This window comes from Streptomyces sp. NPDC029041 (assembly GCF_040637515.1).
Taxonomy (GTDB): Bacteria; Actinomycetota; Actinomycetes; order Streptomycetales; family Streptomycetaceae; genus Streptomyces.
Genome location: NZ_JBEZWO010000009.1, coordinates 219,394 through 235,851, shown reverse-complemented (window position 1 = coordinate 235,851; position 16,458 = coordinate 219,394). Strand labels below are relative to the sequence as shown.

Sequence of the window (16,458 nt, the reverse complement as noted above, 5' to 3'; positions counted from 1 at the left end):
AGGCGGTCCTCATGAGCGGCCCGGGACGCCGTCAGGGCGGGGCTCGCCACGACGCCGTGCAGGAGATCGCGCGCCGGCTCCTCGAGGAACGCCTCGACGAACTGACCTCTCGTGCTCTGGAACAGTTGGAAGCCGAGGAGCCCGCCTACGCGTCGGCCGGCTGGGACCCGGTCCAGAAGCGGGAGGGGATGCGACGGACCCTCGAACTCGCCCTGACCCGGCTGGCCGGCGGTCCCGTGCCCCGGGCGGTCTCGCGCGCCACCGAGGACGTGGGACGTGAGCGAGCGGAGCAGGGGTTCCCCCTGACCGCTCTGATGCACTCCTTCCAACTGGATCTCAGGACCCTGTGGGAGGCCGTGCTCGCCGAGGGGCGAGCGCGTGGCATCAGTGCCGATCCCGACTTCCTCGACGGGCTGATCCGCGTCTGGGAGGCGACGGACGCCAACAGCGTCGAGGTCGTCGACGCCTACCGCCGCACCGAGCGCGACCTGGCGAGCCGTCGTACGGAGGTGCGCAACCGCGCCTTCAGCCGCCTGGTCCTGGAAGGGGAGCAGGATCCCTCCACCGTCGCCGAGGCCTCCACGCTGCTGGGCTTCTCCGAGAACGCCGCCCTGACCGTGGTCGTGGTCGAATCCGTTCCCACCGGGGACCCGGCCGTGTCCCAGGTCGACGATGCGCTGCGTCGGGGCGGCCTGGTCCGTCACTTCGGATGGATGGGCGACGAGCTCCTCGGCATCATCGGTCACGGACGGCGCGATGAAGAGACGGTGCTTGCCATGCTCCGGCCGTTCGCCCCGTGGCGCTGCGGCGTCGCGGAAGTCCCCGGCCTGGCGCTGACGGCGCGGGGCATCCGGTTCGCACGTGCCGCGATCCGCAGCTCCGCGCAGCCCGGGGTGCGGCACGTGGAGGGCCACTGGATCGGGGCGATCATGTCGGCGCAGGAGGAGCTCACCGGTGCGATGGCCATCGGCGTGCTGCGCCCACTGCTCGGGCTGCGCGACAGCGACAGCATCGTCGAGACCCTGCGCCGGTATTTCGACCTGGGCTCTGTCGCCGAGGTGGCCGCACGCACCTACCGTCACCGGAACACGGTGGGCAATCGCCTGCAGGCTGTGGAAGAGGCGACCGGGCTGAAGCTGTCCCGACCGAACGACGCCGCCCGGCTGGTACTGGCCCTGTCTTGGCTGGAGACGGACGCGGGCACCCGCTTCCGGGCGACGATGTCCTGATCCGCCGATCGCGGGACGGGGCGAGGCAAATTGTGCAGAGGCACAAAATCCGCAGTCGAACTCGGGGCCTCACGTCCCTTGTTGCCGGATTCTCCCCGGTGCTTCACTGACGCATCACTTCGAGCCGGAAAGGCTCATCGCATCGGAGCAGTCATGATGCTGCCACCGACTACCTGATCAAGCATTCGCCGTCCCGGGCCCTGTCCGGGTGCTCGTCCTTCTGCGGCGGCCCGTCGGACACCGGCTCAGCCCTCAGGCCCTGAGACCCCGATGCGGCCGGCCCGGACGCACTCGACGTGATCGTGACTCCCGGCTGACAGGTGCCCACACATCCGGAAAGAGGTTGAAACACCATGCGCCAGATCGTCACCTTCGATGCCTACGGCACCCTGGTCGACTTCCAGCTCGGCCCCACCACCCTGAAGGTCCTGGCCGACCGGCTGGACCTGGACCGTCTGAACGTCGACGAGTTCCTCGACGACTTCCGCATCATGCGGTTCCACGCCGTCCTGGAGGCTTACCGCCCCTTCCGCGAGCTGCTGCCCGCCAGCCTGGAGACAGCCATGCGTCTGCACGGCCTGGAGTACCGGCAGTCCGACGGCGAGGCCCTGGTCGCGGCCGTGCCCACCTTCGGCCCCCACCCCGAGGTCCCGGCCGCCCTGCGGGCGCTGAAGTCCCGGTACGAGATCGCCATCATCTCCAACACGGACGACGACCTCATCGCCCAGAACCTGGCCAACATGGGCGTCGAGTTCGACCATGTCATCACCGCCCAGCAGGCCAAGGCGTACAAGCCGTCCCGGCAGACCTTCGAGTACGCCTTCCAGGCCATGGACATCGACCCCGCCCAGGTCATCCACGTCGCCCAGGGCTGGGAGTACGACCTGATCCCCACCCGCGACCTCGGCCTCGCTCGCCGCGTGTGGATCAACCGCTACGGCCACAACGGCTCCATCGGCGCCCGCGGCAGCGCCGACTACCAGCCCTTCGACGAGCTGCCCGACCTGTCCGGCCTGCCGGCCCTGCTCGGCTGCTGAGGCCGGGACCCGGAGCGCTACGGGCAGCCGCGGGCCCGGAAGCCGTACGACGCCTTCGGCGCGGCGGTGCCGAGCAGGGCTGCGACTACTACGACGGAGCCCTGCTCGATCCGCTCAGCGCGCACTTTCACGTCCACGGGGAGGCCGGCGATGTCGGCGGTCCGCTCGTAGCCGAGCCGGTGCTCGTCGTACTCGGAGCCGCGGTCGAGGTGCACCTTGTTCTCGATGCCCGGGACGGCCGCGGACCGCAGGTCGTACATCGGGCTCGCGGAGACATGCACGAGCTCGTCGGGTGGCACGCCGAGCTTGTCGAGCCTGTACTCGAACGCGCGCAGCCGTGGCTGGAGTCCCCCGGTCGGCCGTCGCCGGGACCGTCGTCAGGCCAGGTGCCGGGCGGTGATCTCCGTAGCCGTCTCGGCGACCAGACGGCCCAGCTCGGGCAGACCGTCCGGCTCGAAGCGGGAGTCGGGCAGGGAGACGGCCACGGCGGCCAGCGGGGTGCCGTCCTCGTCCAGCACGGGCGCCGCGATCGCGCAGACACCCTGCAGGTACTGGTTGTGGTTCACGGCGTAGCCACGCTCTCTCACCCGGCACAGCTCCGCGCGCAGTTGACCCGGGTCGGTGATGGTCTCCTCGCCGTAACCCTCCAGCGTCCCCGCGGCGACCTCTTCTACCTCGGACTTCGCCAGATGGGCCAGGACGGCGTTCCCGGCGGCGGTGGCATGCAGGGGTGAGGTGTCGCCGATGGCGTGGAAGGTGCGAACGGCTTGGTCGCAGTCGACGCGGTCCACGACGACCATGCCCTGCAGGGCGTCCGGCACCGACAGGTGGATGGTCTCGTTGAGCGCGTCGCGGAGCCGGATCATGGGTTCACGGGCGGCGGCGAACAGGCTGGAACCCTGCAGCGCGGCGGGGCGTACGGCCAGGACGCGGGCGCCGACTTCCCAGCGGGTGGTGTCCTCGCGGTTCGCCCGTAGCCAACCCGCCTCATTGAGGGTGACCAGGGTGCGCTGCACGGTGGACTTCGGCAGCCCGAAGATCCTCGTCAGCTCCCCGACGGTCACGGGTTGATGCCGGGCGACCGCCTCCAGAACGCGCAGCGATCTGGTGACGCTCTTCATCTCCATTCGATACCCCCTCGGGCCCGTGGATTCCCGGTGCTCATCTCTTGGCTCCAGTACGGAGTTCTCGGCCGCGATCCATGCCAGAGTACAGCATAGCGTTCCACGATGTGGTACGGAGGGGGGTCATTCGGCAAGCCGAAGACGACGCAGCCCACCGGGCGCGGGCAAGGCTGCCGTGACACAAGGCCGAGGGCCGGCTCCCACGCTGACGCGCGGGAGCCGGCCCTCGGTCGACGGCTTGTGGATCGTCTGCCGGTCAGGCGCCCAGGCGGCGCCGTGAGATTTCCGCGGCCGTGTCGGCGACGAGGTGGCCCCACTTGGGTGCCCGCTCATCCGTGTACCGGGCCTCGGGCATGGAGGCTGCCACGGCTGCCAGCGGAGTGCCGTCCTCGTCGAGCACGGCGGCGGCGACGGCGCAGACACCCGGCCGGTACTGGTTTCGGTTGACCGCGTAACCGTCGGCGCGGATCCGGCCCAGCTCGGCGCGCAGCTCGTCGGGCTCGACGGGGGTCGTGTCGCTGAACCGCTCAAGCCCCGCCGCGATGAGCTCTTCGACGTCCTGCCTCGGAAGGTGGGCGAGGACGGCGCGTCCGACGGCGGTGGCGTGCAGGGGTGAGGTGTCGCCGATCGTGTGGAAGGTTCGTACCGCGTGGTCGCAGTCGACGCGGTCCACGACGACCATGCCCTGCAGGGCGTCCGGCACCGACAGGTGGATGGTCTCGCTGAGCGCGTCGCGGAGCCGGATCATGGGTTCACGGGCGGCGGCGAACAGGCTGGAGCCCTGCAGTGCGGCGGGGCGTACGGCCAGGACGCGGGCGCCGATCTCCCAGCGGGTGGTGTCCTTGCGGTTGGCGCGCAGCCAGCCGGCCTCCGCCAGCGTGACCAACGTGCGCTGCACGGTGGACTTGGGCAGCCCGAACAGCTTCGTCAGCTCCCCCACGGTCACGGGCTGATGCTGAGCGACCGCCTCCAGGACCCGAAGGGACCTGGTGACGCTCTTCATTTCCATCCGTTTTCCCCCTGTTGATCCGTAAAAATTTCGCCGGACACCCTCTTGACGCCTCCCTGAGGCCACTGTCATTCTCTGTGCCAGATTCTAGCACAGCATTCCACATAGTGGCACGGCCCTCGGGGAGATCCCTCAGAAGCGAGCCGGACTGCGAGAAGCGGCGGTTGCGAGCCGCAGGTCCGCGAGGAGGACCTGGCTCCCGTCCAAATCCTCTCGAATCGAACAGCCTCACGTCGATGGCTCAGCATGCGCCTCGGCGATACGAAAGGAAAGTCCTGTGTCAGCTGCCAGGAAGCGCGTCGCGGTGATCGGCGTCGGAACGATGGGCAGCCAGGCCGCCTGGCGGCTGGCGGCCCGCGGTGCCGACGTCGTCGGATACGACCGCTACGCACCCGGCCACGACCGCAGTGCCGGCGGCGGCGAGTCCCGCATCTTCCGCAGCGCGCACTTCGAGGACTCCCGGTACGTTCCGCTCCTCAAACACGCGGACGCCCTCTGGGAACAGCTCCAGCAGGAGACCGGCCGCGAGCTGCGCCGCCTGACCGGATGCCTGCTCATGGGGCCGACCGAGCACCAGCAGATGGCCACCGTCCTCGAGTCCATCGCCGAGCACGACCTCGACCATGAGGTACTGGACGCCGACACGCTGGCCAAGCGCTTCCCGCAGTACCGCATCGAGGAAGGCGACGCGGCCGTACTCGACCGCCGCGCCGGGTTCATCCGCCCGGAGCTGACGATCCAGACCGCCGCACGCCGCGCCGAGCAGTTGGGCGCCGTGATCCACCGCTACAGCACGGTCCGCGAGATCGTCCCCGTGGCCGGCGGCGTGGAGATCCGCACCGACTCCGGCAGCGAGCGCTTCGACACCGCCGTCGTCACTCCCGGTCCCTGGGTCAACGACCTGCTGCCCGACCTGCCCTGGGAGGTGGAAGTCCGCCGCCTCGTCAGCGCCTGGTACGTACCCACCGCCCCCGACGCCTGGTTCGGCGAGGAACGCCCGGCGTTCATCCGCACGGCACCCACCCACTGCTACGGCCTGCCCTCCCCGGACGGCATCTCGGTCAAGCTCGGGCTGTCCCGCGTGCTGCACCGGCTCGCCGACGACCCCAACCGACTGGACCGCACCGTGCGCCCGGACGAGCTGGAGATCTTCTCCGAGCTGATCGGGCGATACCTGCCCGACCTGCATCCGGACCCCACCCGCCTCTCCGTCTACATGGAGGGCTACACCGAGAGCAGCCGCCCTCTGGTCGGCCCGCTGCCCGGCGCCGAGAACGTCATCCTCCTCGCCGGATTCTCCGGTCACGGCTTCAAACTCTCGCCCGCCTTCGGCGACATCGCCGCGGACCTCGCGCTGCACGGCGCCTCATCCCAGCCCATCGACTTCCTCTCCACCGTCGGCCGTACGGAGGCATGACCATGCACGACACCCCCCTCCGCGTCGGCTCCCTTCAGGCCCTGCCCGGCACCAAGGCGCGCGCCACGCTCCGGGCCGAACTCGGTACCCTCACCGCCGACATCCCGGTGACCCTGGTCAACGGATCCCGCCCGGGCCCCCGGGTCGTCATCACCGCCGGTGTGCACGGCGGCGAGTTCACGCCCATCGAAGCCGCCGTGCGCCTGGCAGACCTGCTGGAGCCCGGTGAGGTGAGCGGTCAGGTGATCGTCTGTCCGGTCGCCAACCCTCCCGCCGTGTACCAGGGCCGGCTCAACGTCTCCCCGGTCGACGGCGTGAACCTCAACCGTGTCTTCCCCGGTGACCCGGACGGCGGCCCCACCGAGCGGCTGGCCGCCTGGCTCTTCACCCACCTCATCGACGGCGCCGACGTCTACGTCGACCTGCACTGCGGCGGCATCGACCAGGTCCTGCGGGACTTCGTCGGCTACCGCCTCACCGGTGACCCCGACCTGGACAAGGCGACGGCCGAACTGGCAGGCTCCTTCGGCATCCAGGACGTCATCCTCGGGCTGACACCCGAGGGCGGTAACAGCCACGCTGCCGCCGCCCGCCGGAACATCTCGGCGGTCCTCGTAGAGGTGGGCGAGCTCGGCCGGCGGGACGAGGCCACCGCCCTCCGCCGTGTCGACGGTCTGCTGAAGGCACTTCGCCATCTCGGCGTCCTCGAACAGGACGGCTCCGCTCCGGAACCGATCCGCGAGTGGGTATGGTCCGGCGGCGCCACCGCCGAAGCCACCGGCCTGTGGTTCCCGGAGTTCTCCTTCGACGCCGATGTCATCGGCGAAGTCGCCGAGGGCGACGTCCTCGGCCGCATCATCGACCCGGCCGACGGCACCGAGCACACCGTCCACGCCCCGGCCGACGGCCGGATCTTCTACGGCATGCACGGCCTCACCGTCGCCCCCGGCAAGGAACTGGCCGCCCTGGCCGTCCCGTGGGACCCCGACACGGCCGCGCGGGCCGACACCCTCCGGCCCCCCGGTCTGGGCGCCGGATCGGACGAGGCGGATCCCCGCCCCTAGCCCCCCTCAAGCCACCCCCCCTTCTTCTACGTCCCCAGCCGCACCCCTTCTCACGGCCAGCACCACCCAGGAGGCACACGATGAAAGATGCCCGAATAGACCGCAGACTGTTCCTGCGAGGAATAGGCGGGGTCACTGCGGGTGTCGCCACCGCGACCGCCCTTTCCGGCTGCGGTACCGGTACCAGCCGGTCCGTCGCCGGCAGTGGCGGTAAGGGCGGTAAGACGGTGGTCGTCCGTGACAGCGGCGGCTCCTACGGCGCGGCGCTGCAGAAGGCGATCTATACGCCGTTCACGCAGGAGACCGGTATCCAGGTGAAGGTGCTGAACCTGGACGACGCCCCGTTGCTGGCGCAGATCAAGCAGGGCCGGCCGCAGTGCGACCTGATCAACAACTCGATGATGTCGCACACCAAGTACGTCAAGCAGGGCGCGCTGGAGAAGCTGGACCTCGACCGGGTCAAGAGCGTGAAGAGCGCCAAGATCCCCGAGAACCAGATCACCGACCATGCCGTCGGCAGCAGCTTCTACGGCGCCTGTATGGCGTACCGCACGGATGCGTTCGGGGGTAGGAAGCCGGAGTCGTGGGCGGACTTCTGGGACACCAAGGTGTTCAAGGGGGGCCGTTCGATGTGCAACCCGGACGGTGACCTGCCGGAGCTGGAGTTCGCGCTGCTGGCCGACGGTGTGCCGATGGACAAGCTGTACCCGCTGGATGTGGACCGCGCCTTCAAGGTGCTGACGCGGCTGCGGGGCGACATCAAGAAGTTCTGGGACAGTGGCCCGCTGCCCGGTGTGCTGCTCAGCCGCCAGGAAGTGACGATGTCCACCGTCTGGGACGGTCGTATCGCCGACCTGCAGAAGCAGGGCGTCCCGGTCACCAGGCAGCTCAACGGTATGCGCCGGCAGTTCCAGGGCTATGCCATCGCCAAGGGCGCCGCCAATGCGGACAACGCCTACCAGTTGATGGACTTCTCGCTGCGGGCGGAGAGCCAGGCCGCGCTGGCGAAGGCGTTCCCGTCGAACCCGTCGTCCCCGCTGGCCTACGCGAAGCTCACCGAGGACGAGCGCAACGCGCTCGCCGGTGCGCCGAAGTACTACGACAAGGGTTTCGACACGGACATCGACTGGTGGCTGAAGAACGAGTCGGCCGTCACCAAGCGCTGGTTGGAGTGGGCTCGTGGCTGAATTCGGTATCGCGGCACCGTCGGTGAAGGTGGCCGGCGGCAAGCCGGTCACCGCGACCGGCAAGGCGCTGTCGGTAGTGGCGCTGCGCAAGACCTACGGGGACGTGGTCGCCGTCGACGAGGCGTCGATGGAGATCGCGGCGGGGGAGTTCGTCACCTTCCTCGGCTCGTCCGGGTCGGGCAAGACCACGACGCTGATGATGATCGCCGGGTTCTGTGAACCCGACTCCGGCACGATCACCGTCGGGGGCCGGGATGTGACGCGGCTGGCGCCGCAGAAGCGCAACCTCGGCTTCGTCTTCCAGCAGTATCTGCTCTTCCCGCACATGACCGTGCAGGAGAACGTCGCCTTCCCGCTCACCCTGCGTGGAGTGCCGAAGGACGAGATCCGCCGCCGGGTGGGGGAGACGCTGGAGATTGCGGGCCTGTCCCGCTTCGGTGGTCGTAAGCCGCGTGAGCTGTCCGGTGGCCAGCAGCAGCGCGTCGCCCTGTGCCGGGCGCTGGTGTACCGCCCGCCGGTGATCCTCATGGACGAGCCGCTGGGCGCGCTGGACAAGAAGCTGCGTGACCAGCTCCAGGTGGAGATCAAGACCATCCAGCAGGAACTCGGCCTGACCGTCATCTATGTGACGCATGATCAGGAAGAGGCACTGGTCATGTCGGACCGCATCGCGGTGATGCGCAACGGCCTCATCGAGCAGTTCGACACACCCAGGGAGCTGTTCGAGCGTCCCAGGACGCCGTTCGTGGCGGACTTCCTCGGCGCGGCGAACTTCCTGCCCGGCCGTATCGAGCAGCACACCGACGCCCACACCCTGGTCCGCCTCGACAACAGTGGCGGCCTGATCAAGGCGCGCCGTCACGACCTGCCCTCCGGCAGTCAGGTGAAGGTTGCTGTGCAGCCGGGCCGGCTGCGCGCCTGCGCCAGTGACGACGGTTTCTGTACCGGCACGGTCGAGACCGCCACCTACGTCGGCACGCTCGTCCGCGCCGGTGTGCGCATCGAGGGCAAGGAGGCGCCGCTGCTGCGCCTGGAGGTTCCCGCCGGCCGGGGTCCGGTCGCCGGTGAGCGGGTGGGCATCAGTGCGGATCCCGAGGACGTCAACCTCTTCGCCGACGAACAGGCGGGGTGAGTCATGGCTGCCACCCTTACCGCGGGGGCTCCCGCCCGTCCGCGCAAGCTGCTGGCTTCGCGCCGGACGCGGGTCGGGATCCTGTACGCCCTGCCGGTCGTCATCTACCTGCTGGTGCTGTTCGTCTACCCGATCTTCAGCACGCTGCTGCTGAGCCTGAAGAACGCCGACGGTTCGTTCACGCTGCACTGGTACGCCGACGCGCTGACGGGTGTGAACCTGTCGGTGCTGTTCACCACGCTCAGGATCTCCGCCGAAACGGCAATCCTCAGCCTGGTGTTCGGGTTCGTGCTGGCCCAGGCGATCTGCCGCCTCAAGCCGGTGTGGGCAGGTTTGGCGATGCTGGTCGTGGTCGTGCCGCACTTCGTCAGTGCTCTGGTGCGCACCTACGGCTGGATCATCATGCTGGGCGACAAGGGCCTGGTGAACGAGACCCTCACCAGCATGTCCGTTCCCGGAGCACCCTTCCAACTGCTCTACAACGAGCTCGGCGTGGTCATCGGCACCACGTCGATGATGCTGCCGTACACGGTGCTGCTGCTGTACGGGGTGATGCGGGGGGTGGACCGGCGTCTGCTGGCGGCCGCGTCCAGCATGGGCGCGGGCAAGGTGACCATCTTCCGCCGTATCTACCTGCCGCTGGTCGCCCCGGGGCTGGCCAGTGCCGGACTGCTCAGCTTCATCCTGTCGCTGGGCTACTACATCACCCCGGCCCTGATGGGCGGCCCCAACCAGACGATGATCGCCACCCTCATCAACCAGCAGGTCACCAAGGAGAACCAGTGGAACGGAGCCGCCGCGCAAGGCGTCATCCTGCTGGTGCTCACCCTCGCGGGACTGCTGCTGGTCAAGGCCGTCACCTCCCTCGGCGCCAGCCGTAAGAAGAGGAGCGCGACATGATGGAACTGCGCAAGTCCCTCACCGGCCGCATCGCTCTCACGGCGGTGGCCACCGTGATCCTGCTGTTCCTGGCGCTGCCGATCGTGGTCATCCTGGTCACCTCCTTCAGCAACAACGCCTTCGCCTCCTTCCCGCCCCAGACGTGGACGCTGAACTGGTACGAGGCCCTGTTCGCCGACGGCAGCAAGTGGCCGGCCGCGCTGTCCCTGAGCGCTCTGATCGCCGCGATGAGTACCGTGTTCTCCCTGATCATCGGGGTGACCGCGGCGACCGCCCTGGTCCGCAGCGAACTGCCGCTGCGTTCGGCGGTCTTCGCCCTGGTCCTCGGGCCGCTGGTCATCCCGCAGATCGTCACCGCGCTCGGGCTGTTCCTGTTCTTCGAACCCGCGGCGATGCTGGGCAGCCCCATCGCGATCGCGCTGGGTCACACCGTGCTCGCCTCACCCATCGCGGTACTCATCCTGATCGCGACACTGCGCGGGATCGACGAACGCCTGGAGGACGCAGCCGCGAGCATGGGTGCCGGGCGCCTCACCATCGCCCGGAAGATCACCTTCCCGCTGGCGGCACCCGGGATGATCGCAGCGGCGATCTTCTCCTTCATCACCAGCTTCGACGAGTTCTACATCTCCCAGTTCCTGTCCTCGGTCGACACCGTCACCCTGCCGGTGCAGGTCTATAACTCCCTGACCTTCGAGATCGACCCGAGTGTCACTGCGGTCAGCGCGATCCTCATCGCCTTCGCCGTCCTCGCCCTGGGCCTGGTCGCCCTGGTCCGCTGGATCGGCTCCGGACGACAGGACTCCCTGCTGTCGGTCGAGAACACGGTCGGCGTCGCCAACCCCGGAGGCGAAGCCGTATGACCACCACCGCCGCCGCTCAGCTGACCGCGGCCACCGCTCAGCGGCACCTGCTGCTGCACATGACCGCCAACGGATCGCTCGGCGACCAGGGCGAAGACCTCCTCGTCGTCCAGCGAGGGGAGGGCCCGTACGTCGACGACGCGGACGGCAGGCGCTACATCGACGGCCTGTCGGGGCTGTACTGCTGCCAGCTCGGGTACTCCTACGGCGGCGAGTTCGCCGAGGCAGCCGAACGGCAGCTGCGCGAACTGTGCTACAGCCCGCTGTGGACAGGGTCCGCACACCCCTCGGCCATCGAACTCGCCGAGCGGCTGTCCCGGATCGCCCCCGTCGACATCGAGCACACCTTCTTCTCGAGCGGCGGCGCCGAAGCCGTCGAGACCGCCTGGAAGATAGCCCGCCGCTACCACGCCCTGCGCGGCGAGCCGGGCCGCACCAAGGCGATCGCCCGGCGCGGCGCCTACCACGGCCTGACCATCGGCACTCTGTCGTTCAACGACGACCCCGGCCTGACGGAGCCGTACGGCCCGCCGGCGATCGACACCCGGTTCGTGTCGAACACCAACCGCCACGGTCTCGCACCGGAGTTCGCGGACGACGAGGTGTACACGGCATGGCTGCTCGCGGAGTTGGAGGCCGCGATCCTAACCGAGGGCCCCGAGACTGTCGCGATGCTCATCGCCGAGCCGGTGCAGAACCGAGGCGGCTGCATCACCCCGCCCCAGGGTTACTGGCAGGGGTTGCGGGCGCTGGCCGACCGGTACGGCTTCCTGCTCGTCGCCGACGAGGTCATCACGGCCTTCGGCCGGATCGGCGAGTGGTTCGGCGGGGACCGCTACGGCGCCCGCCCGGACATGGTCACCGTAGCCAAGGGCATCACCGCCGGGTACGCCCCCCTGGGCGCGACCCTGGTCGGCGCCAAGGTCACCGAGGTCATCAACCGGCCCGGCGCGGTCCTCAACCACGGCTACACCTTCGCCGGGCACCCGCTGAGCACGGCCATCGCCCTGCGCAACCTGGAGATCATGGAGCGGGACCGCATCCTGGACAACGTCCGCGGTCTCCAGGGCGATCTGGCCAACCGCATGGCGGCCCTCAAGGACCTGCCGATCGTCGGCGACGTCCGCGGCACCGGGTTCTTCTACTCCTGCGAACTCGTCGGCGACCTCGACGACGGCGGGTTCAGTGCCAAGGCCCGGTCCGAGCTGATCGGCGATCTGATCCCGCGTCGGCTGCGCGAGGCCGGCCTGCTGGCCCGCGTCTACAACCGCTCCGCGCCGCTGGTCCAGATCGCGCCCCCGCTGATCAGCGACCGCGCCCTCCTCGACCGTATCGCCGCGATCATCGCCGGCACCCTCGCCGAGGCGTCGTCCCGCATCTGATCCACGTATTGGGAAGGAACCACATGTACTCCATCGGTCCGCTGACCGTCGCCCCCGGCGAGCGCGCCCACGGCCTCATCCCCGTCGGCACCAGCAGCTACGGCGTGGAGCTCGGCATTCCGCTGATCGTCGTCAACGGCGCCCAGGACGGCCCGGTCCTCTGTGTGGACGCGGGCGTGCACGGCGACGAGTACGACGGGCAGGAGGCCATCCGCCGTGTGCTCGCCGAGATCGACCCGGCCACGCTGCGCGGCACCGTCGTCGGCATCCCCTGCCTGAACACCCCGGCCTTCGAGGCGGCCGCCCGCGCCAGCGGCATCGACCACCTCAACCTCAACCGGATCTTCCCGGGTGACGCCGAGGGCTCGTACTCGCAGCGTCTGGCCGCCACCTTCGTCGAGCAGGTCGTGCCGGCCGTCGACGCCGTGGTCGACCTGCACACCGGCGGCGCCTACGGCGAGATCGCCCCCCTCGTCATCCTCCAGGGCGGGTACGAGAACCTGGCGACGGACCTGGCCCTGGCCGCCGGGCACGAGCTGGTCTGGAAGGGCGGCAAGTGGGGCGGCACGGTCCGCCACCCCGTCCTCGAGGCCGGCAAGCCCGCCATCACCATCGAGTGCGGCGGCGCCACCTACCGCGAGACCAACGTCGAGCACCACATGCACTCGATCCGCAACATCCTGCGCAGCCTCGGCATGATCGACGGCGAGGCAGAGCTGCGGGACACCTACACGACGGTCTCCGGTACCTTCGCCCGCTCCGCCTCCGGCGGCTTCTTCGTCGCCCGCGCCGAGCCGGGGGAGACCTGCAAGGAAGGCGACCTGATCGCCACCATCACCGACCACTACGGCACCACGCTGGAAGAGGTCACCGCGCCGCAGGACGGCATCGTGCTCTGGGTCCGCCGGATCCGCACGGTCCGCCCGGGCGACGAGGTCGTCATCTTCGGCGAGGTCCTGGGGGAGATCCAGCCATGAGCGACGAACTGCAGCTGACCGAGCTGCTGATCGACGGCAAGCACGTCCCCGCCGCCGACGGACGCTCCTTCACCGTCCTCGACCCGTCGAACGACACGGCCATCGCCCAGGTGGCGTTGGCCGGCAAGGCGGACGTGGACCAGGCGGTGGCCGCCGCGCGCGCGGCCTTCACCGCCCCCGAGTGGGCCGGGATGCGTGCCGCCGACCGGGGACGCATCCTGTACCGGATCGCGGAGGCCATCCGCTGCCAGGGCGAACGCCTGGCCCGCTTGGAGAGCCAGGACGTCGGCAAGCCGCTGCGCCAGGCCAAGAACGACGTCGAGGCGGCGGCCCGCTACTTCGAGTTCTACGCGGGCGTCGCCGACAAGCTCGGCGGTTCGACGGTCCCGCTCGGCCCCGGCCTGCTCGACTACACCGTCCGCGAGCCGATCGGCGTCTCCGGCCACATCATCCCGTTCAACTACCCCCTCCAGAACACCGCGAGGGGCTCCGCCCCGGCACTGGCCGCCGGCTGCACGGTGGTGCTCAAGCCGTCGCCCGAGGCGCCGCTGACCCCGCTGGAGATCGGCAGGATCGCCCTGGAGTGCGGGCTGCCGCCGGGCGTTCTGAACGTCGTCCCCGGCGACGGGGAGACCGGCGCGGACCTCGCCGGCCACCCGGACATCGACCAGGTCACCTTCACCGGCTCGGTGCCGACCGGCATCAAGGTCGCCCAGGCGGCCGCCGCCAACGTGGTCCCCTCGGTCACCGAACTGGGCGGCAAGTCCCCGGTCGTCGTCTTCGCCGACGCCGACTTCGACGCGGCGCTCGGCGCCGTCGCCGCCTCAGCGTTCGGTAACGCCGGGCAGACCTGCTCCGCCGGCACCCGGCTGCTGCTCCAGCGCGGCGCCGAGGAGTTCCTGGACAAGCTCGTCGCGCACGCCGCCTCCCTCAGCATCGGTCCCGGTCTCAGCGACCCGGACGTCGGTCCCCTCGTCGCCGCACGGCAGCGGGACCGGGTCCTCGGCTACCTGGAACTGGCCCGCGAGGAAGGCGCCGTGGCACGGGCCGGCGGAGGCGCCCCCGCCGACCCCGAACTCGCCGACGGCTACTACGTCCAGCCCACCGTCCTCACCGGACTGGACAACCAGGCCCGTTGTGCCCGCGAGGAGATCTTCGGCCCCGTCGTCACCGTCATCGAGTTCGACGACGCGGACGAGGCCCTGGAGATCGCCAACGACAGCCCGTACGGCCTGGCCTCGTACGTGTGGACCCGCGACATCGACAAGGCGATGCGGCTGGCCGAGGGCATCCGTGCCGGCCAGGTCTATGTCAACGCCACCGGCATCGGCACCGGCGTCGAGCTCCCCTTCGGCGGTTACAAGCACAGTGGCTGGGGCCGGGAGAAGGGTCTCGAAGGCCTGGCCAGCTATCTGCAGACCAAGAACGTCTGTATCGGGTTCGGGAACCGGTCATGAGATACCGCTCGCTCGGAGAGCGCGGCCCGACCGTCTCGGTGGTCGGCGTGGGCGGCAACAACTTCGGCGCCCGCCTCGACGAGGACGGCACGAAGGCCGTCGTCCACGCCGCGCTCGACGCCGGGATCACCCTGTTCGACACCGCCGACATGTACGGCGGGTCCGGCGAACGGGGCGGTTCCCGCGGCGACGGTGAACGGCTCCTCGGCGCCGCGCTCAAGGGCAGCCGTGACCACGTGGTCCTGGCCACCAAGTTCGGCATGGAGATGAGCCGGGAGGCCGACCTGTACGGTCCGCGTGGATCCCGCGCCTACCTCCGCTACGCGGTGGAGGCGTCACTGCGCCGGCTCGGCACCGACCGGATCGACCTGTACCAGTACCACGAACCGGACGGCGTCACGCCGCTGGAGGAGACGGTCGCCGCGCTCCAGGAGCTGGTCCACGAGGGCAAGATCCGGTACATCGGCTGCTCCAACCTCCCGGCCGAGCAGGTCACGGACGCCTTCGTGTCCACCCAGGACCGCTACCACCTGCTCGACCGCGGCGTGGAGCGGGACCTGATCCCGGCCTGTCTGCGCCACGGCGTCGCTCTGCTGCCGTACTACCCGCTGGCCAACGGCCTGCTCAGCGGCAAGTACCGGCGCGGCGAGGAGCCTCCGCCCGGCAGCAGGCTGTCCTGGCGGCAGGGCTGGCTCACCGACGCGGCCCTCGACAAGGTCGAGGCGCTCACCGCGTACGGCGCCGATCGCGGTCTGACCCTCCTCCAGGTGGCGATCGGCGCCCTGGCGGCCCTGCCGGCCGTCGGCTCCGTCATCTGCGGCGCCATGACTCCGCACCAGGTCACCGCCAACGCGGCGGCGGCCGACTGGATACCGAGCCCGGCCGACCTGGCCGTGCTCGACGCGATCGTCGCCCCCGGCGAACGCGTCGTCTGAAGCCCCCACCCCTGTTTTAGAGAACCGCGAGAGCAAGGCTGGACACCATGCGAGAGATCGTCACCTTCGACGCCTACGCCACCCTGATCAACTTCGAGCTCGGTCCCACCACCCTGAAGGTCCTGGAGGACCGGCTCGACCTGGACAACCTGGATGTCGACGAGTTCCTCGACGACTTCCGCGTCATGCGCTTCCAGGCCGTCCTGGAGGCCTACCGCCCCTACCACGAGGTCCTGCACTCCAGCCTGCGCAACGCCATGCGCCTGCACGGCCTGGAGTACCGCGAGACCGACGGCGAGGCCCTCGTGGACGCCGTCCCCACCTTCGGCCCCTGGCCGGAGGTCCCGGACGCCCTGCGGAAGCTGAAGACCAAGTACGAGATCGCCATCATCTCCAACTCCGACGACAACCTGATCGCGCGGAACGTCGAGAACATCGGCGTCGATTTCGACTACGTCATCACCGCCCAGCAGGCCGGCGCCTACAAGCCGGACCGCCAGACCTTCAAGCACGCCTTCCGGACCATGGGTGTCGACTCGTCGCAGGTCATCCACGTCGCCCAGGGCTGGGAGTACGACCACATCCCGACCCGCGACCTGGGCCTGAAGCGCCGGGTGTGGATCAACCGCTACGGCCGCAAGGGCAGCGCCGACTATCAGCCGTACGACGAGCTGCCCGACCTGTCGGGCCTGCCGAAGCTCCTCGGCTGCTGACCGACGGCGCAACCGGCGAAACAGACCGAGAA

Annotated in this window: 16 protein-coding genes; 13 read left to right on the top strand and 3 right to left on the bottom strand. The window is 69.6% G+C overall.

The window, feature by feature from the left end; translation table 11 throughout:
* The first annotated feature begins 11 nt into the window (after nt 1-11).
* Together AB0F04_RS24920 and AB0F04_RS24915 are read left to right on the top strand one after the other, a co-directional pair.
* Nucleotides 12-1,229 carry a helix-turn-helix domain-containing protein gene (locus tag AB0F04_RS24920; RefSeq protein ID WP_362044667.1) on the top strand — a complete coding sequence of 406 codons (1,218 nt, stop codon included), beginning with the start codon at nt 12-14 and terminating at the stop codon, nt 1,227-1,229.
* A 353-nt stretch (nt 1,230-1,582) separates the two neighbouring features.
* Nucleotides 1,583-2,266: a haloacid dehalogenase type II gene (locus AB0F04_RS24915; protein ID WP_351414079.1), complete on the top strand. Its 684-nt coding sequence runs from the start codon at nt 1,583-1,585 to the stop codon at nt 2,264-2,266.
* A gap of 17 nt (nt 2,267-2,283) precedes the next feature.
* Here AB0F04_RS24915 and AB0F04_RS24910 read toward each other — a convergent pair whose 3' ends face one another.
* From AB0F04_RS24910 to AB0F04_RS24900, 3 genes are all read right to left on the bottom strand, one after another.
* Nucleotides 2,284-2,565 carry a hypothetical protein gene (locus AB0F04_RS24910; RefSeq protein ID WP_362044665.1) on the bottom strand — a complete coding sequence of 94 codons (282 nt, stop codon included), beginning with the start codon at nt 2,563-2,565 and terminating at the stop codon, nt 2,284-2,286.
* A 78-nt stretch (nt 2,566-2,643) separates the two neighbouring features.
* Nucleotides 2,644-3,387 (bottom strand): IclR family transcriptional regulator, encoded by a 744-nt coding sequence (locus AB0F04_RS24905; protein WP_362044920.1) that lies wholly within the window; start codon nt 3,385-3,387, stop codon nt 2,644-2,646.
* A 259-nt stretch (nt 3,388-3,646) separates the two neighbouring features.
* Nucleotides 3,647-4,393 carry an IclR family transcriptional regulator gene (locus AB0F04_RS24900; RefSeq protein ID WP_362044918.1) on the bottom strand — a complete coding sequence of 249 codons (747 nt, stop codon included), beginning with the start codon at nt 4,391-4,393 and terminating at the stop codon, nt 3,647-3,649.
* A gap of 283 nt (nt 4,394-4,676) precedes the next feature.
* Between AB0F04_RS24900 and solA the strand changes: the two genes are divergently transcribed.
* The 11 genes from solA (at nt 4,677) to AB0F04_RS24845 (ending at nt 16,426) form a co-directional block, all read left to right on the top strand.
* Nucleotides 4,677-5,816, top strand: a complete 1,140-nt coding sequence (solA, locus tag AB0F04_RS24895) for an N-methyl-L-tryptophan oxidase (RefSeq protein WP_362044663.1) — start codon at nt 4,677-4,679, stop codon at nt 5,814-5,816.
* A 2-nt stretch (nt 5,817-5,818) separates the two neighbouring features.
* Entirely contained in the window at nt 5,819-6,880 is a 1,062-nt protein-coding gene (locus AB0F04_RS24890; RefSeq protein ID WP_362044661.1) for a succinylglutamate desuccinylase/aspartoacylase family protein, read from the top strand.
* A gap of 80 nt (nt 6,881-6,960) precedes the next feature.
* Nucleotides 6,961-8,067, top strand: coding sequence for an ABC transporter substrate-binding protein (locus tag AB0F04_RS24885; protein WP_362044659.1), 1,107 nt, complete (start codon nt 6,961-6,963; stop codon nt 8,065-8,067).
* Nucleotides 8,060-9,199, top strand: a complete 1,140-nt coding sequence (locus AB0F04_RS24880; protein ID WP_362044657.1) for an ABC transporter ATP-binding protein — start codon at nt 8,060-8,062, stop codon at nt 9,197-9,199. The genes AB0F04_RS24885 and AB0F04_RS24880 overlap by 8 nt, the downstream gene beginning before the upstream one ends.
* Before the next feature lie 3 nt (nt 9,200-9,202).
* The gene (locus AB0F04_RS24875; protein ID WP_362044655.1) at nt 9,203-10,099 is read left to right on the top strand and encodes an ABC transporter permease; all 897 of its coding nucleotides are present in this window, start codon (nt 9,203-9,205) and stop codon (nt 10,097-10,099) included.
* Nucleotides 10,096-10,962, top strand: coding sequence for an ABC transporter permease (locus AB0F04_RS24870; protein ID WP_362044653.1), 867 nt, complete (start codon nt 10,096-10,098; stop codon nt 10,960-10,962). Before AB0F04_RS24875 ends, AB0F04_RS24870 begins: the two co-directional genes overlap by 4 nt.
* The gene (locus AB0F04_RS24865; RefSeq protein ID WP_362044651.1) at nt 10,959-12,344 is read left to right on the top strand and encodes an aminotransferase class III-fold pyridoxal phosphate-dependent enzyme; all 1,386 of its coding nucleotides are present in this window, start codon (nt 10,959-10,961) and stop codon (nt 12,342-12,344) included. Before AB0F04_RS24870 ends, AB0F04_RS24865 begins: the two co-directional genes overlap by 4 nt.
* Nucleotides 12,345-12,367: 23 nt before the next feature.
* Nucleotides 12,368-13,321, top strand: a complete 954-nt coding sequence (locus AB0F04_RS24860) for a M14 family metallopeptidase (protein WP_362044649.1) — start codon at nt 12,368-12,370, stop codon at nt 13,319-13,321.
* Nucleotides 13,318-14,778 carry an aldehyde dehydrogenase family protein gene (locus AB0F04_RS24855; protein ID WP_362044647.1) on the top strand — a complete coding sequence of 487 codons (1,461 nt, stop codon included), beginning with the start codon at nt 13,318-13,320 and terminating at the stop codon, nt 14,776-14,778. Before AB0F04_RS24860 ends, AB0F04_RS24855 begins: the two co-directional genes overlap by 4 nt.
* Nucleotides 14,775-15,713: an aldo/keto reductase gene (locus AB0F04_RS24850; protein ID WP_362044645.1), complete on the top strand. Its 939-nt coding sequence runs from the start codon at nt 14,775-14,777 to the stop codon at nt 15,711-15,713. Before AB0F04_RS24855 ends, AB0F04_RS24850 begins: the two co-directional genes overlap by 4 nt.
* A 47-nt stretch (nt 15,714-15,760) precedes the next feature.
* Nucleotides 15,761-16,426, top strand: a complete 666-nt coding sequence (locus tag AB0F04_RS24845; protein ID WP_362044643.1) for a haloacid dehalogenase type II — start codon at nt 15,761-15,763, stop codon at nt 16,424-16,426.
* The last annotated feature ends 32 nt before the right edge of the window (nt 16,427-16,458 follow it).

What these genes read in the sequence shown, in the direction of transcription:
- AB0F04_RS24920 (WP_362044667.1), top strand. Translation starts at nt 12, where the DNA reads ATGAGCGGCCCGGGACGCCGTCAGGGCGGGGCTCGCCACGACGCCGTG.
- AB0F04_RS24915 (WP_351414079.1), top strand. Translation starts at nt 1,583, where the DNA reads ATGCGCCAGATCGTCACCTTCGATGCCTACGGCACCCTGGTCGACTTC.
- AB0F04_RS24905 (WP_362044920.1), bottom strand. Translation starts at nt 3,387, where the DNA reads ATGAAGAGCGTCACCAGATCGCTGCGCGTTCTGGAGGCGGTCGCCCGG.
- AB0F04_RS24900 (WP_362044918.1), bottom strand. Translation starts at nt 4,393, where the DNA reads ATGAAGAGCGTCACCAGGTCCCTTCGGGTCCTGGAGGCGGTCGCTCAG.
- AB0F04_RS24890 (WP_362044661.1), top strand. Translation starts at nt 5,819, where the DNA reads ATGCACGACACCCCCCTCCGCGTCGGCTCCCTTCAGGCCCTGCCCGGC.
- AB0F04_RS24885 (WP_362044659.1), top strand. Translation starts at nt 6,961, where the DNA reads ATGAAAGATGCCCGAATAGACCGCAGACTGTTCCTGCGAGGAATAGGC.
- AB0F04_RS24875 (WP_362044655.1), top strand. Translation starts at nt 9,203, where the DNA reads ATGGCTGCCACCCTTACCGCGGGGGCTCCCGCCCGTCCGCGCAAGCTG.
- AB0F04_RS24870 (WP_362044653.1), top strand. Translation starts at nt 10,096, where the DNA reads ATGATGGAACTGCGCAAGTCCCTCACCGGCCGCATCGCTCTCACGGCG.
- AB0F04_RS24865 (WP_362044651.1), top strand. Translation starts at nt 10,959, where the DNA reads ATGACCACCACCGCCGCCGCTCAGCTGACCGCGGCCACCGCTCAGCGG.
- AB0F04_RS24860 (WP_362044649.1), top strand. Translation starts at nt 12,368, where the DNA reads ATGTACTCCATCGGTCCGCTGACCGTCGCCCCCGGCGAGCGCGCCCAC.
- AB0F04_RS24855 (WP_362044647.1), top strand. Translation starts at nt 13,318, where the DNA reads ATGAGCGACGAACTGCAGCTGACCGAGCTGCTGATCGACGGCAAGCAC.
- AB0F04_RS24850 (WP_362044645.1), top strand. Translation starts at nt 14,775, where the DNA reads ATGAGATACCGCTCGCTCGGAGAGCGCGGCCCGACCGTCTCGGTGGTC.
- AB0F04_RS24845 (WP_362044643.1), top strand. Translation starts at nt 15,761, where the DNA reads ATGCGAGAGATCGTCACCTTCGACGCCTACGCCACCCTGATCAACTTC.